Source organism: Gordonia paraffinivorans NBRC 108238 (assembly GCF_000344155.1).
Taxonomy (GTDB): Bacteria; Actinomycetota; Actinomycetes; order Mycobacteriales; family Mycobacteriaceae; genus Gordonia; species Gordonia paraffinivorans.
In genome coordinates this window covers 22,578-37,590 of sequence record NZ_BAOQ01000010.1, presented here as the reverse complement: position 1 = coordinate 37,590, position 15,013 = coordinate 22,578, and the positions used below count along the sequence as shown (strand labels likewise).

The 15,013-nt window shown below is 68.9% G+C and carries 11 protein-coding genes; 8 read left to right on the top strand and 3 right to left on the bottom strand.

Going from position 1 to position 15,013, the window contains the following annotated elements; translation table 11 throughout:
- Positions 1–36 precede the first annotated feature (36 nt).
- Positions 37–1,665 carry an ABC-F family ATP-binding cassette domain-containing protein gene (locus tag GP2_RS05545; RefSeq protein WP_006899496.1) on the top strand — a complete coding sequence of 543 codons (1,629 nt, stop codon included), beginning with the start codon at positions 37–39 and terminating at the stop codon, positions 1,663–1,665.
- Positions 1,666–1,689: 24 nt separating this feature from the next.
- On the opposite strand, the gene GP2_RS05540 is transcribed toward GP2_RS05545, so the two are convergent.
- The 3 genes from GP2_RS05540 to acnA form a co-directional block, all read right to left on the bottom strand.
- Positions 1,690–3,237, bottom strand: a complete 1,548-nt coding sequence (locus tag GP2_RS05540; protein ID WP_006899495.1) for an AMP-binding protein — start codon at positions 3,235–3,237, stop codon at positions 1,690–1,692.
- Between the two features lie 565 nt (positions 3,238–3,802).
- Positions 3,803–4,369: a TetR/AcrR family transcriptional regulator gene (locus GP2_RS05530; protein ID WP_006899493.1), complete on the bottom strand. Its 567-nt coding sequence runs from the start codon at positions 4,367–4,369 to the stop codon at positions 3,803–3,805.
- Between the two features lie 15 nt (positions 4,370–4,384).
- Entirely contained in the window at positions 4,385–7,183 is a 2,799-nt protein-coding gene (acnA, locus tag GP2_RS05525; protein WP_006899492.1) for an aconitate hydratase AcnA, read from the bottom strand.
- Between the two features lie 346 nt (positions 7,184–7,529).
- Here acnA and GP2_RS05520 point away from each other — a divergent pair, with 346 nt between their 5' ends.
- From GP2_RS05520 to inhA, 7 genes are all read left to right on the top strand, one after another.
- Positions 7,530–8,186: an Rv1476 family membrane protein gene (locus GP2_RS05520; RefSeq protein ID WP_006899490.1), complete on the top strand. Its 657-nt coding sequence runs from the start codon at positions 7,530–7,532 to the stop codon at positions 8,184–8,186.
- Positions 8,187–8,548: 362 nt separating this feature from the next.
- Positions 8,549–10,081, top strand: coding sequence for an NlpC/P60 family protein (locus GP2_RS22055; RefSeq protein ID WP_040526490.1), 1,533 nt, complete (start codon positions 8,549–8,551; stop codon positions 10,079–10,081).
- A gap of 137 nt (positions 10,082–10,218) precedes the next feature.
- Positions 10,219–11,427 (top strand): AAA family ATPase, encoded by a 1,209-nt coding sequence (locus GP2_RS05510; RefSeq protein ID WP_006899488.1) that lies wholly within the window; start codon positions 10,219–10,221, stop codon positions 11,425–11,427.
- Positions 11,417–12,355: a DUF58 domain-containing protein gene (locus GP2_RS05505; RefSeq protein ID WP_006899487.1), complete on the top strand. Its 939-nt coding sequence runs from the start codon at positions 11,417–11,419 to the stop codon at positions 12,353–12,355. Before GP2_RS05510 ends, GP2_RS05505 begins: the two co-directional genes overlap by 11 nt.
- 3 nt (positions 12,356–12,358) lie before the next feature.
- Positions 12,359–13,327 (top strand): VWA domain-containing protein, encoded by a 969-nt coding sequence (locus GP2_RS05500; RefSeq protein ID WP_006899486.1) that lies wholly within the window; start codon positions 12,359–12,361, stop codon positions 13,325–13,327.
- 52 nt (positions 13,328–13,379) lie between these two features.
- Positions 13,380–14,114 (top strand): 3-oxoacyl-ACP reductase FabG1, encoded by a 735-nt coding sequence (gene fabG1 / locus GP2_RS05495; RefSeq protein ID WP_006899485.1) that lies wholly within the window; start codon positions 13,380–13,382, stop codon positions 14,112–14,114.
- A 58-nt stretch (positions 14,115–14,172) separates the two neighbouring features.
- Complete coding sequence (gene inhA, locus GP2_RS05490; protein ID WP_006899484.1) at positions 14,173–15,012, top strand: NADH-dependent enoyl-ACP reductase InhA; 840 nt, start codon at positions 14,173–14,175, stop codon at positions 15,010–15,012.
- Position 15,013: the final 1 nt, after the last annotated feature.

Here is a 15,013-nt window from a genome sequence, read left to right as displayed (position 1 = left end):
AAAACCGATCGACACGCACCGGTAGACTGGCATGTCGTGATTACCGCGACCGACCTGGAGGTTCGAGCGGGTGCTCGGACCCTGCTGTCGGCACCCGGAGACGCCCTCCGCATCCAACCCGGCGACCGCATCGGCCTCGTGGGGCGCAACGGCGCCGGCAAGACCACGACCCTGCGCATCCTCGCGGGGGAGACCGAGCCGTACGCCGGCACCGTCCGCCGCTCCGGACCGATCGGGTACCTCCCTCAGGATCCGAAGGAGGGTGACCTCGACGTCCTCGCCAAGGACCGCGTGCTCTCGGCGCGCGGCCTCGACGAGATCCTGCGCGACATGGAGAAGCAGCAGGCGTTGATGGCCGAGACGGCCGACGAGAAGAAGCGCGACCGCGCCGTCGCCAAGTACGGGCGGCTCGAGGAGCGGTTCGCCGCGCTCGGCGGTTACGTCGCCGAGTCCGAGGCGGCCCGCATCTGCAACAGCCTCGGTCTCCCGGACCGGGTGCTCGGACAGCCGCTGCGAACGCTCTCCGGTGGCCAACGGCGCCGCATCGAGCTGGCGCGCATCCTCTTCTCCGCCTCCGACGGCTCGGGCAAGTCCGACACGACGCTCCTGCTCGACGAGCCGACCAACCACCTCGACGCCGACTCGATCACCTGGCTGCGCTCGTTCCTGCAGAACCACGAGGGCGGGCTCGTCGTGATCAGCCACGACGTCGACCTGCTGGCCGACGTGGTCAACCGGGTGTGGTTCCTCGACGCGGTGCGCGGCGAGGCCGACATCTACAACATGAACTGGAAGCGCTACCTCGACGCGCGCGCCACCGACGAGCAGCGCCGGCGCCGCGAGCGCGCCAACGCCGAGAAGAAGGCGTCCGCCCTGCGCGCGCAGGCCGCCAAGCTCGGCGCCAAGGCGACCAAGGCGACCGCGGCCCAGCAGATGCTCAAGCGCGCCGAGCGGATGATCGAGTCCCTCGACGAGGAGCGGGTGGCCGACCGCACCGCGCGCATCCGGTTCCCCGAACCGGCGGCGTGCGGCAAGACGCCCCTCATGGCGACGAACCTCTCCAAGAGCTACGGCTCGCTGGAGATCTTCACCGGTGTCAACCTCGCCATCGACAAAGGCAGTCGCGTCGTGGTGCTCGGACTCAACGGCGCGGGCAAGACGACCCTGCTGAAAATGCTCGCGGGCGTGGAGAAACCGGACACCGGCCGGCTCGAACCCGGCTACGGCCTCAAGATCGGGTACTTCGCGCAGGAGCACGACACCCTCGACGACGAGGCGACGGTGTGGGAGAACATCCGCCACGCCGCACCTGACGCAGGCGAACAGGAACTGCGAGGGCTGCTCGGCGCCTTCATGTTCAGCGGCCCGCAACTCGAGCAGCCGGCGGGCACGTTGTCCGGCGGTGAGAAGACGCGCCTCACGCTGGCGGGTCTGGTGTCGTCGGCGGCCAACGTGCTGCTGCTCGACGAGCCGACCAACAACCTCGACCCGGTCTCGCGTGAGCAGGTGCTCGACGCCCTGCGCAGCTACACCGGCGCCGTCGTGCTGGTCACCCACGACCCGGGAGCCGCCGCGGCCCTGGATCCGCAACGCGTGATCCTGCTGCCCGACGGCACCGAGGACCACTGGAGCGACGAGTACCAGGAGCTCATCGAGCTGGCCTGATACCCGTCGCCGTCGTGGTAGGGGTCAGCTCGCCGCGGGCCAGTACTTCTTGCGCAGCTCGCCCTTGACGAGCTTGCCGGTGGGGGTGCGCGGCAGCTCGTCGACGAAGTCCACCGACCGCGGCGCCTTGTACGCGGCGATGTTGTCCTTGGTGAAGGAGATCAGCTCCTCGGCGAGCTCGTCGGACGCGGTGTATCCCTCCGCGAGCTGCACGCACGCCTTGGCGACCTCACCGAGGTCGGGGTCGGGCACGCCGATCACCGCCACGTCGAAGACCGCCGGGTGGTTGATGAGGACGTTCTCGGCCTCCTGCGGGTAGATGTTGACGCCGCCGGAGATGATCATGAACGCCTTGCGGTCGGTCAGGTAGAGGTAGCCCTCCTTGTCGACGTAGCCGACATCGCCTGTGGTGGACCAGTTCTCGTGCTCGGGATGCTGCGCGGCACGGGTCTTCTCGGGGTCGTTGTGGTACTGGAACGCGACGTCCTCGCGCTCGAAGTACACCTGGCCGACCTCGCCGACCGGCAGCTCCTTGCCGTCCTCGTCGCAGATGTGGATGACGCCGAGCAGCGGCCGCCCGACCGAACCCGGATGCTCGAGGGCCTCCTGCGGGCCGATGAACGTCGCGCCCGCGGCCTCGGTGGAGGCGTAGTACTCGTGGATGACCGGGCCCCACCACTCGATCATCGCCTTCTTCACCTCGGCCGGGCACGGGGCCGCGGCGTGGATGGCGATCTTCATGCTGCTGACGTCGTACTTGCTGCGCACCTCGTCGGGCAGCTTGAGCATGCGGATGAACATGGTCGGCACCCATTGGCTATGGGTGACCTTGTACTTCTCGATGGCCGCGAGGGCCTCTTCGGGCTCGAAGCGGTCCATCATGATCACGGTGCCGCCGACCGAGTTCGTCACGCCGCAATACCGAAGCGGCGCAGCGTGGTACAGCGGGGCAGGGGACAGGTAGACGGTGTTCTCGTCGAAGCCGTACATGGGCGCGAAGATCGCGGTGTAGGTATCGGGGACCTGGTCGACCTGGCCCTCGGGCATCGGCGTCTTGATGCCCTTGGGGCGGCCCGTGGTGCCCGACGAGTACAGCATGTCGGTGCCGCGCGGCTGGTCGGTGCGCGGTTCGGCCGAGGCATTGGCGAGGACCTTGTCGTAGGAGTCGAAGCCCGCGATGTCGCCGCCCCAGGCGATGCGGCGACCGGGGCGGTTCAGTGCGTCGATCTCGCCCGAGGCGGAGACCGCGTCGGCGACGGAGGCACCCGCGAACAGCACCTGCGCGTTGCAGTCCTCCAGGATGTAGTTGGTCTCGCCCGCGGTCAGGTGGTGGTTGACCGCGGTGACGTACAGGCCGCTGCGCAGCGCCGCCCAGTACACCTCGAAGACGTGCAGGTCGTTGGCGCTGACCACCGCGATGTTGTCGCCGCGCTCGAGGCCGAGCGATTCCAGGTAGTTCGCGAGCCGGGTCGAGTTCTCGTCGAGCTGACGGTAGGTCAGCTGTTCTCCGGTGGCGGCACGGATGACGGCGGGCTTGTCCGGAGTGGACTTCGCGAAGACTCCAGGGAACAAGGGGCACTCCTTCGACGGCGGAAACGGAACACCCACCCCGAACGTGCATATCTAACGCTCGTTCGGGGTGGTCTGAGTCACAGTACCTCAGATCGCGCGACCGTCGTCACGCTCCGATCGGTGTGGCACGCGCTTGGCGGCCCCGCGACCGCGGTCGGTGTGTGCCCGGGCCTCGGTGCGTGGCAGGAAAGGGGTCCATCGTCCGTTCCGCCACGGCGGTGATCGTCAGCGCTGGGCTGACCAGGCCCACCGCGCCGGCGGGAACGAGGCGTTCACCACGTAGAGGTTGTCGAGACCGTGCACTGCCCCGTGCATGGTCTCGGACATTCCCGGCGGCGTCGGGCCGAATCGGCACCGACGAGTTCGTTCCGGCCGATCGCCGAGCGGCGGTTCGAGCAGGAAGAACGCGTGCGGGAGCGGGGGATGCCCGCACGCCTGCTGAGTGCCGAATGCGTCGATGCGCTCTTGGAACTCGGGGTCGTGTTCGACCTTCACTACGACCGGACGGCGCGTTTCGACCTCGACAGGTCCATGTGGCGGGTGCCGACTGACCGCGCCGAGGCGATCAGTCCTTCGCCCGCACCGACTCCTCGACGAGGTCGAGGACCGCGTGCAGGTCGTCGGTGGGCTGGCCCGTCGCGAGCCGGGTGATCAGCCCGTCGAGGACGAGATCCAGATACTTCAGGAGGACGTCGGTCGGGACGTCGTCCCGCAGGCGCCCGGCCTGCCGACCCTTCTCGAGCCGGCGCAGGGTGGCCTTCTCGAGCTCGGCCGAGCGGGCCAGCCACTCGGCCCGGAAGTTCGAGTCGGTCCGCAGCTTGCGGGCGATCTCCAACCGGGTCCCGAGCCAGTCGTACTCCTCGGGGTGTTCGAGCATGTCGCGCATGACCTGGACGAGACCCTCTTCGGCGGCCACGTCGGCCATCCGTTCGGCGTCCTCGTGCGCGAGAGCGAGGAACAGGGCCTCTTTGTCCTTGTAGTGGTGGAAGATCGCACCACGGGACAGCCCCGTGTACTCCTCGATCCGTCTGACCGTCGCCCCGTCGTAGCCGAACTCGGCGAAGCAATGCCGCGCGCCGTCGAGAATCTCCCGACGACGCGCGGCAAGGCGGTCATCACTGACCTTGGGCACGTCGCGTGCTCCTTGTCAGTTCTTGATCATGTTTCGCAGCACGTACTGCAGGATGCCTCCGTTGCGGTAGTAGTCGGCCTCGCCGGGCGTGTCGATGCGGACCTTCGCATCGAACTCGACCTTCGAGCCGTCCTCCTTGGTGGCGGTGACGTGCACGGTCTCGGGGGTACGGCCCTCGTTGAGCTCCTCGATGCCGACGATGTCGAACACCTCGGTGCCGTCGATGCCGAGCGACTTGTGCGACTCGCCCTCCGGGAACTGGAGCGGGATGACGCCCATGCCGATCAGGTTCGAGCGGTGGATGCGCTCGAAGCTCTCGGCGATGACGGCCTTCACGCCCAGCAGGCGGGTGCCCTTGGCGGCCCAGTCACGCGACGAGCCGGTGCCGTACTCCTTGCCGCCGAGCACGACCAGCGGGATGTTCTGGGCGGCGTAGTTCTGCGCGGCGTCGTAGATGAACGACTGCGGGCCGCCCTCCTGGGTGAAGTCGCGGGTGTAGCCGCCCGAGACCCCGTCCAGCAGCTGGTTCTGCAGGCGGATGTTGCCGAAGGTCGAGCGGACCATGACCTCGTGGTTGCCGCGGCGGGCACCCAGCGAGTTGTAGTCCTTGCGCGCCACACCGTTGGCATCGAGGTACTGCGCGGCGGGGGTGCCGGGCTTGATGGTCGACGCGGGGGAGATGTGGTCGGTGGTCACCGAGTCGCCGAGCTTGGCGAGCACGCGTGCGCCCTTGACGTCGGAGACGGGCTCCGGGTCCAGCGGCATGCCCTCGAAGTACGGAGGCTTGCGCACGTAGGTGGACTTCTCGTCCCACTCGAAGGTCTTGCCCGACGGGGTCGGCAGGTTCTGCCAGCGCTCGTCGCCCTTGAAGACGTCGGCGTAGTCGGCGGCGTACTGCTCCGGCGAGATCGACGCGGCGATGGTGGACTCGATCTCCTCGTTGGACGGCCAGATGTCCTTCAGGAAGACGTCGTTGCCCTCGGAGTCCTTGCCCAGCGGGTCGGTCTCGAAGTCGAAGTCCATCGTGCCGGCGAGCGCGTAGGCGATGACCAGCGGCGGCGACGCCAGGTAGTTCATCTTGACGTCGGGGTTGATGCGACCCTCGAAGTTGCGGTTGCCCGACAGCACCGCGGTGGCGGTGAGATCGTTGTCGTTGATCGCCTTCGAGATCTCCTCGGGCAGCGGGCCCGAGTTGCCGATGCAGGTGGTGCAGCCGTAGCCGACCAGGTAGAAGCCGAGCTTCTCCAGATACGGCCACAGGCCGGCCTTGTCGTAGTAGCCGGTGACGACCTGCGAGCCCGGGGCCATCGAGGTCTTGACCCACGGCTTGGAGGTCAGGCCCTTCTCGACGGCCTTCTTGGCGAGCAGGCCGGCGCCGATCATGACCGACGGGTTCGAGGTGTTGGTGCAGCTGGTGATCGACGCGATGGTCACGATGCCGTGGTCGAGGATCATCGAGCCGCGCTCCTCGGAGTCCACGCGGACCGGCTTGGAGGGGCGGCCCTCGGAGCCGTTGGCGGCCGACGGCACGACGGCGTCGTCCTCGGCGAAGGACAGCGCGGCCGGGTCGGAGGCCGGGAAGGACTCCTCGACGGCCTCGTCGAGCTGGGTGTGCGGAGTCGATTCGCCGGTCTCCACGTAGTTGTGGATGTCCTTGCGGAAGGCGTTCTTGGCATCCCACAGCTCGATGCGGTCCTGCGGGCGCTTCGGGCCGGCGATCGACGGGACGACGGTGCTCAGGTCGAGCTCGAGGTACTCCGAGTAGGCGGGCTCCGCGGCGTCCTTCTCCAGCCACATGCCCTGTTCCTTGGCGTAGGCCTCGACCAGGGCCAGGGTCTCCTCGCTGCGGCCGGTGAGGCGCAGGTAGTTGATGGTCTCGTCGTCGATCGGGAAGATCGCGCAGGTGGAGCCGAACTCGGGGCTCATGTTGCCGATGGTGGCGCGGTTGGCCAGCGAGACCTCGGCGACGCCGTTGCCGTAGAACTCGACGAACTTGCCGACCACACCGTGCTTGCGCAGCATGTCGGTGATGGTGAGCACGACGTCGGTGGCGGTGACGCCCGGCTTGGTGGAACCGGTCAGCTTGAAGCCGACCACGCGCGGGATGAGCATCGAGATCGGCTGGCCGAGCATCGCGGCCTCGGCCTCGATGCCGCCGACGCCCCAGCCCAGGACGCCGAGGCCGTTCTCCATCGTGGTGTGCGAGTCGGTGCCGACACAGGTGTCGGGGTAGGCGACGCCGTCACGGACCATCACCGAGCGGGCGAGGTGCTCGATGTTGACCTGGTGGACGATGCCGGTGCCCGGCGGGACGACGCGGAAGTCGTCGAAGGCGCCCTGGCCCCAGCGGAGGAACTTGTAGCGCTCCTCGTTGCGCTGGTACTCGATCTCGACGTTGCGCTCGAACGCCTGGGCGTTGCCGAAGGCCTCGATGATGACCGAGTGGTCGATGACCATCTCGGCGGGAGCGAGCGGGTTCACCTTGTCGGGGTCGCCGCCGAGTTCCTTGACGGCCTCACGCATGGTGGCGAGGTCGACGACGCAGGGGACGCCGGTGAAGTCCTGCATGATCACGCGGGCCGGCGTGAACTGGATCTCGACGCTCGGCTGGGCGTTCGGGTCCCAGTTGGCGAGGGCCTCGATGTGCTCCTTGGTGACGTTGGCGCCATCCTCGGTGCGCAGGAGGTTCTCGGTCAGCACCTTGAGGGCGTAGGGGAGCTTCTCGGCACCCTTCACGGCACTCAGGCGGTAGATCTCGTAGCTCTTGTCGCCGACGTCCAGCGTTCCGCGGGCGCCGAAGGAATTGATACTCACGTCTTATTCCACTCTCCTCGTGTACCGACGGGCTGCGTCGGCGATGCTCGATGATCAAACTGCCTTGCCGGACAGCCCGGTCTCCGCCGGGCGGACGCTCCGGGGAGACGTCGATTGCCCGTACCGCGCTGTACCTGCACCGGAGGGCTGCACCGGTGCCATCGGATGTCCGCGAGACGACCCGCGACAACATCGCCCAGTCTAACAGTACGTCCGTACTGTCCCAGGCCGGGGCTGTGTGGGACACGCCGTCGGTGTCTTCGGCGGCACGCGAATACCCGTACCCCACCATTGTGTCGTACCGTGCAGGTCGAGATCTGGAGTCTGGGCGAACAGGGGTGTGACGATGGGGCCGGAGTCGACAGTGGTGCTCGCCGCTCCCGCGGGGGTGCTGGCCGCTCCCACGGAGAACAAGGAGCTCACCGGACTCGTCGGGGTCGACATGGAGCAGCTCTCGCGCGACATCGCCGACGACGGGGTGGCGGGCGCCGCGCCCGAGCAGGTCCCGGCCATGCTCGAGGTCGTCGAATACGCCAAGTCCAAGGGGCATGACGTCAGTTTCGTCGTCATCGACCAGCAGCAGCCGCGGTTCACCCTCTATCGCGACATCGCCAACCAGTTGCAGGAGCAGGTGGGCGGCACCGTCATCGTGCTCGGTCCCAACTCGGTCGGGTCGTCGTCGCCGGAGTTCTCGCGGGTGATCCAGGAGCAGGCGACACAGGACCTCACCCTCACCGACCCGCCGGGTGCCGCGCGGCAGATGGTCGACGTGATGACCGACGACCACATCGACTGGACCCTCGTCGGCCTGGGGCTGATCCTCGTGGTCGTCGTCGGCGCCGTGATCGCCCGTCTGCGCACCCGTCGCGCGCGTGCCGCGGTGGCCGCCGGCCCGCTCGGTCCCGTGGTCGACGACCCCGCACCGTCTTCCGCCGCCGACGCCCACGCGCCGGCATCCGCCGACGACGAGCAGGCGAAGGCCGCGGACTCGTCGGCCTCCTGATCCGCGCGATCTGACGCCCCACCTCGGGGCCTTTTCCCGGAGTCGGCACGGCACCGCGCGGCCGCGTCGACCCGACTCGGCCGGTCTCTGCCGAACTGTTGCCAATTCGAGACCTGGGCCACGCTGGTGAACTTTCTCCAGTTCACGGCATCGTCGCAGGTAATCACGTCTTTGTAATTCAACGCGTTCGGTTTTCTCGTGTGGTTCGTGTGACGTACGGTTCTGTTGTCGCGCATGTGACTCGTGTCTTGTCCAGTGGCATGTGCGGCAGTTGTGCACTGTGTTGTCGGGGTGGTTGCAGTGACCAGCACGACCGGCCTGCCCCCGGGCCGGGCCCCCGAGAGAACCGCGAGGAGTTACAGGTGAGGCGAGGAAGAACAGGTGCGTTCTGGCCGACGCGCATCACGGCGGTCATGACAGCCGTTCTCATCTGTGCGGTCGGCGCCGGCCAGGCGATCGCTGCGCCCGGCCGGGCCCCCGAGTCGCCCGTGTCAGGCCTGATCAACGAGATCGCCGCGGTCAACCAGGAGCTCGCCGATCTCGACCAGGCGCTGGCCGTCCGCCAGGAGAACGTCAACCGCGCGATCGTCGACTTCCAGAACTCTCTGGCACAGCGCAAGCTGGCCACGGTCGCCGCACGCGGGGCGCGCGCCGAACTCGACAGCGCCGCCCGTGCCGTCGCCGAGGCGCAGAAGGGCTTCGACGACTTCGCCCGGCTGGCCTACCAGCAGGGCGCCGAGCAGGTCTCGCTGTCGAACTACGCGACCGCGCCCGATCCGCAGGCGGTCCTCGACCGGATGAAGCTCATCGACCAGGTCGGCAAGAAGCAGCAGGAGACCATCCGCAAGCTGCAGGTCGCCCGCAACCAGAAGGCCAACCGCCTCGCCGCCGTCGAGGCCACGCGCCGGCAGGCCGAGATGGCCGCGAAGAGCGCCGAGCAGCGCAAGAGCGACGCCCTGGCCGCGGTGAACGAGGCGCGCACCGCGATCGCCGACCAGCGCAAGCGCAAGGCCACCCTGATCTCCAAGCGCGATGACGTGCAGAAGAAGCTCGACGCGATCCGCGGCCACGTCCCGAAGAAGACCGTCGAGGGTCCGTCGACGCGTGAGCTGCTGACCGGGCTCTTCCCGGCGAAGCCGCAGCTTCCCGAACTGCCCGCCACCCCGGTCTCCGACAACGAGCTGCTCAACATCGCGGCCCGCGCGGCCGCGGAGATCGCGGTCGACCTCGGTTCGGCCGCGCTCGGCATGGGCCTGGACATGGGGTCGCAGATCCTCAAGGGGATCATCGGCGAGCAGCGCCTCCCGCAGTCCGAGCTCCTCAACGAGCTCGGCCTCGGCGGTGTCGACCTGACCGGCAGCAGCGGCAACGACAGCCTCAGCTCGCGTCTCGGCTCGGGCAGCCTCGGTTCGCTCTTCGGCTCCGGCGGTGGTGGCGGCGGCTCCGGCGGCATGGTCCGGCCCGGTCTCCGCGGCCCGCAGGCGGTCGAGATCGTCGTCAACCGCGCCCTGTCGCAGCTGGGCGTGACCTACGCCTGGGGCGGCGGTGACGTCAACGGCCCGACGCAGGGCATCCGCGACGGCGGCGTCGCCGACAGCTACGGCGACTACCGGAAGGTCGGCTTCGACTGCTCGGGCCTGATGATCTACGCCTTCGCCGGCGTAGGCATCGAGCTGCCGCACTACACGGGCTACCAGTACACCTCGGGTCCGCACTACCCGCTGTCGCAGATGAAGCGCGGCGACATGATCTTCTACGGCCCGAACGCGAGCCAGCACGTGGCGCTCTACCTCGGTGACAACAAGATGGTGGAGGCGCCGCAGTCCGGCGACGTGGTGAAGGTGTCGCCGCTGCGGACCAACGGCGCGATGCCCAACGTGGTCCGGCTTCTCTGAGGGTCGTCCGGACGACACCGCCGACGGTCTTCTTGGCACCTTTTCAGCTCGCGCGACTAGGCTGGCACAGACACGCGGGGGGCGTCTCTCGCGATCCCGCCGGTGAGCAGCAGAGTTCAGACGAACAGGAGCACGGGTTGACCGAATCGCACTCCCTCGACAAGGCGGCCGCCGATCGGGCCGCGCCAGGCGCCGATCCGTCGGTCCTGAGCGACTCCGACGTCAAGCTGCTCGAGCGGGCCATCTACGAGGTCAAGCGTGTCATCGTCGGTCAGGATCAGCTCGTCGAGCGCATCCTGGTGGGTCTGCTCGCACGCGGGCACATCCTGTTGGAAGGCGTCCCCGGCGTCGCCAAGACGCTCGCGGTCGAGACCTTCGCGAAGGTCGTCGGCGGTTCCTTCTCGCGCGTGCAGTTCACGCCGGACCTGGTGCCCACCGACCTCATCGGCACGCGCATCTACCGCCAGGGCCGTGAGGAGTTCGACACCGAACTCGGTCCGGTGGTCGCCAACTTCCTGCTCGCCGACGAGATCAACCGCGCGCCGGCCAAGGTGCAGTCGGCGCTTCTGGAGGTCATGGCCGAGCGGCACGTGTCGATCGGCGGCAAGACCTACCCGATGCCCGACCCGTTCCTGGTGATGGCGACCCAGAACCCGATCGAGAACGAGGGCGTCTACCCGCTGCCGGAGGCGCAGCGCGACCGCTTCCTGTTCAAGGTGCTCGTCGACTACCCCTCCGTCGAGGAGGAGCGCGAGATCGTCTACCGCATGGGCAACGTCCCGCCGACCGCCTCGCAGGTCCTCGACCCGGCGGCGATGCTGAGGCTGCAGAAGACCGCGGCGAACGTCTTCGTCCACCACGCCCTCGTCGACTACGTCGTCCGGGTCATCAACGCAACCCGTCGTCCGGCCGAACTCGGCCTCCACGACGTCGCGTCGTGGCTGTCCTACGGCGCGTCGCCGCGCGCCACCCTCGGCATCGTGGCGGCCTCGCGCGCCCTCGCGCTCGTCCGCGGCCGCGACTACGTGATCCCGCAGGACGTCGTCGAGATCATGCCGGACGTCCTGCGCCACCGCCTGGTGCTGTCCTACGACGCGCTGGCCGACGAGGTCGACGCCGACACGGTCATCACCCGCGTCCTGCAGACCGTCGGGTTGCCGCAGGTCGGCGCGCAGCCGGTCGCCGGGCCCTACGGCTCGCCCCAGGGCCAGGCGCCCCAGAACCAGGCACCCCAGCAGCCGCCCCAGAACCAGGCGGCCCCGCAGGGCGCCAACGGCTATGGCGCGCAGCAGGCTTCGCAGAACGCCGGCCCGGTGAGCCCGAATTCGCCACGGTATGGCGGCTAATCGCGACCTGCCGAGCCTCGGTGCCGGGCTGCTCGAGGAGCCCCAGCTCACCGCGGCTCTGAAGATGCTGGAGCTCTCCGTCCGGCGAAAGCTCGACGGCGTGCTGCAGGGCGAGCACCTCGGCCTGATCCCGGGACCGGGGTCGGAGCCGGGGGAGGCGCGCGCCTACCAGCCCGGCGACGACGTCCGCCGCATGGAGTGGTCGGTGACCGCCCGCACCACCCAACCGCACGTCCGCCAGATGATCGCCGATCGCGAGTTGGAGACGTGGCTGGTCGTGGACGCGTCGGCGAGCCTGGACTTCGGCACCGCGGAGTGCACCAAGCGCGACCTCGCGGTCGCGGCCGCCGCGGCGATCGTGCACCTGACCACCGGCGGCGGAAACCGCCACGGCGCACTGGTCGTCACCGGCGACGACGTCGTCCGGGTGCCCGCCCGGGCCGGCCGGGCCCACGCCCAGAACCTGCTGAAGGCCATCGCGACGACTCGGCGCAGCGCGCCCGGCGTGCGCGGCGACCTCAAGGCGGGCATCGAGGCCCTGCGCCGCCCGCAGCGCCGGCGCGGACTCGCCGTGATCATCAGCGACTTCCTCGGCCCGATCGACTGGGAGCGCTCCCTGCGCGCGATCGGCGCCCATCACGAGCTGCTCGCCATCGAGGTCCTCGACCCGCGCGATCTCGAACTGCCCGCCATCGGCGAGGTCACCCTCGCCGACGCGGAGTCGGGGGAGATCCGCGACGTGACCGTCACCGAGGACCTCCGACGCGACTTCGCGGCCGCCGCCCGGGCGCACCAGCAGAAGGTGCACCGGACGATCCGCAGCTGCGGCGGACCGACGCTCACGCTGCGCACCGACCGCGAATGGATCGCCGACATGGTGAAGTTCGTCGCCCAGCGGCGTCGGGGTCTGGCAGCGGGGGTGGGGTAGCCGATGCTGTCGAGTCCCTGGTGGCTGCTGCTGCTCCCGGTCGTGGCCCTGCTGGTCGCGGCGTACGTCTACATGCTGCGCAAGCGCAGGCAGCGTGCGCTGACGTTCGCCAATCTCGACCTGCTCAAGTCGGTCGCGCCGCCGGAGCGCAACAGGTTGCGGCATCTGCCGGTCGCACTGCTGGTCGTCGCGCTCGTCCTGCTGACGGTGGCGCTGGCCGGCCCGCAGGCCGACCGCAAGGTCCCGCGGAACAAGGCGACGGTCATCCTCGTCATGGACGTGTCGCGGTCGATGAACGCCACCGACGTCGCGCCGTCCCGCATCCGCGCGGCGCAGGAGGCGGCCAAGAAGTTCGCCGACGAGCTGACCGACGGCATCAACCTCGGCCTCATCTCGTTTGCCGGCACCGCGGCGAGCCTGGTCTCGCCCACGCCGGACCACAACGCCACGAAGGTCGCCGTGGACAAGCTGCGCCTCGACGACAAGACCGCGACCGGTGAGGGCATCTTCGCCGCGCTGCAGCAGATCAACACGCTCAACGCGGTGCTCGGGGGTGGGGACGCGGCCCCGCCGGCCCGCATCGTCCTGCTGTCCGACGGCAAGGAGACCGTGCCGGACAATCCCGACGACCCCCGCGGTGCCTTCACCGCCGCGCGCAAGGCGAAGGAGGAGGGGATCCCGGTCTCCACCATCTCCTTCGGCACGCGCACCGGCACCGTCGAACTCGAGGGCGACCGGGTGCCGGTCCCTGTCGACGACGACTCGCTCCGCAAGATCGCGAACCTGTCGGGTGGCGACTTCTTCACCGCGTCGAGCCTCGACGAGCTCAACAAGGTGTACGAGAAACTCCAGAACGAGATCGGTTACGAGACGCGTCGAGGGGACAATTCGAGACCGTGGCTGATCGCCGGCACGCTGTTGGCGCTGGTGTCGGCGTTCGCCGCCCTCGCCATCAACCGACGGTTGCCCTGATCTGCCGACCACCGCGCCGTCGGCCCTGAGAGAACGGATAGGTTAGACACTCATGACGGCAGCTAGCAACGAAGCGCAGAACCCCTCCCGGTCGGTCCTGGTGACCGGCGGCAACCGCGGCATCGGTCTGGCCGTGGCCCGGCGGCTGGCCGCCGACGGCCACAAGGTCGCGGTCACCCACCGCGGCTCGGGGGCTCCCGAGGGACTCTTCGGCGTCCGGTGCGACGTCACCGACTCCGAGTCGGTCGACGCGGCCTTCGCCGAGGTCGAGGCCCACCAGGGGCCGGTCGAGGTCCTCGTCGCCAACGCGGGCATCACCGACAACATGCTGCTGATGCGCCTGTCGGAGGAGTCCTTCGAGAAGGTCATCGACGCGAACCTGACCGGCGCCTTCCGCTGTGCCAAGCGCGCCACCAAGGGCATGCAGCGCGCCAAGTGGGGCCGGATGATCTTCCTCGGCTCGGTCGTGGCGATGTCCGGTGTCCCCGGCCAGGTCAACTACGCCGCCTCCAAGGCCGGCCTGATCGGCATGGCCCGGTCGATCGCCCGCGAGATCGGTTCGCGCAACATCACCGCCAACGTCGTCGCGCCCGGCTTCATCGACACCGACATGACCGCCGGCATGGAGGACCGCTACATCGAGATGGCCAAGCAGGCCATCCCGCTCGGCCGCACTGGCAAGCCGGAGGACGTGGCCGCGGTCATCAGCTTCCTCGCCTCCGACCAGGCCGAGTACATCACCGGCGCGGTCATCCCGGTCGACGGCGGCATGGGCATGGGTCACTGACCCCGCCCGGCACCCGAGACCGACCCCACCCATCATCGTCGAGCAGGAGCACACTTTCGTGAGCGGAATCCTGGACGGGAAGACCGTCCTCATCACGGGCATCATCACCGATGCGTCGATCGCCTTCCATGCCGCCGCCATGGCGCAGGAGCAGGGCGCGACGGTGATCATCACCGGCATCCCCGAGCGCCTGCGGCTGATCGACCGGATCGCCAAGCGCCTGCCGAAGGAGGTGCCGCCGGCCATCGGACTCGACGTCACCAGTGAAGAGGACCTCGCCGCGCTCGCCGACAAGGTGCGCGAGCTCGCCCCGCAGGGCATCGACGGCGTCCTGCACTCGATCGCGTTCGCCCCGCGCACCCTCATGGGTCCCGAGGCCAAGCCGTTCCTCGAGGGTCCCGGCCCCGACGCGGCGAAGGCCTTCGAGATCTCCGCCTGGAGCTACGCCTCGCTGGCCCGCGCCGTGCTGCCCGTCATGAACGAGGGCGGCTCGATCGTCGGCATGGACTTCGATCCGCGCACCGCGATGCCGTACTACAACTGGATGGGCGTGGCCAAAGCCGCGCTGGAGTCGGTCAACCGCTACGTGGCCCGGGAAGTGGGCTACGCCAAGAAGATCCGCTCCAACCTCGTCGCCGCCGGTCCGATCAAGACCCTTGCCGCCAAGGCCATCGCCGGCACCGCCACCGACGACGCCAAGCAGCTCAACATGCTCAACGAGTACTGGGACGGCGCCTCGCCCATCGGCTGGGACGTCGACGACCCGACCGTGGTCGCGAAGTCGGTGTGCGCGCTGCTCAGCGACTGGCTGCCCGGCACCACCGGCTCGATCGTCTACGTCGACGGCGGCGCGAGCCACAACACCTGGTTCCCGGAGGGCATGACCTCCGGGTCGTGAT

Excerpts from the sequence above, each read along its gene's own strand:
- GP2_RS05520 (WP_006899490.1), top strand. The coding sequence starts at position 7,530 with ATGGGGCCGGAGTCGACAGTGGTGCTCGCCGCTCCCGCGGGGGTGCTG.
- GP2_RS05505 (WP_006899487.1), top strand. The coding sequence starts at position 11,417 with ATGGCGGCTAATCGCGACCTGCCGAGCCTCGGTGCCGGGCTGCTCGAG.
- GP2_RS05500 (WP_006899486.1), top strand. The coding sequence starts at position 12,359 with ATGCTGTCGAGTCCCTGGTGGCTGCTGCTGCTCCCGGTCGTGGCCCTG.
- fabG1 (WP_006899485.1), top strand. The coding sequence starts at position 13,380 with ATGACGGCAGCTAGCAACGAAGCGCAGAACCCCTCCCGGTCGGTCCTG.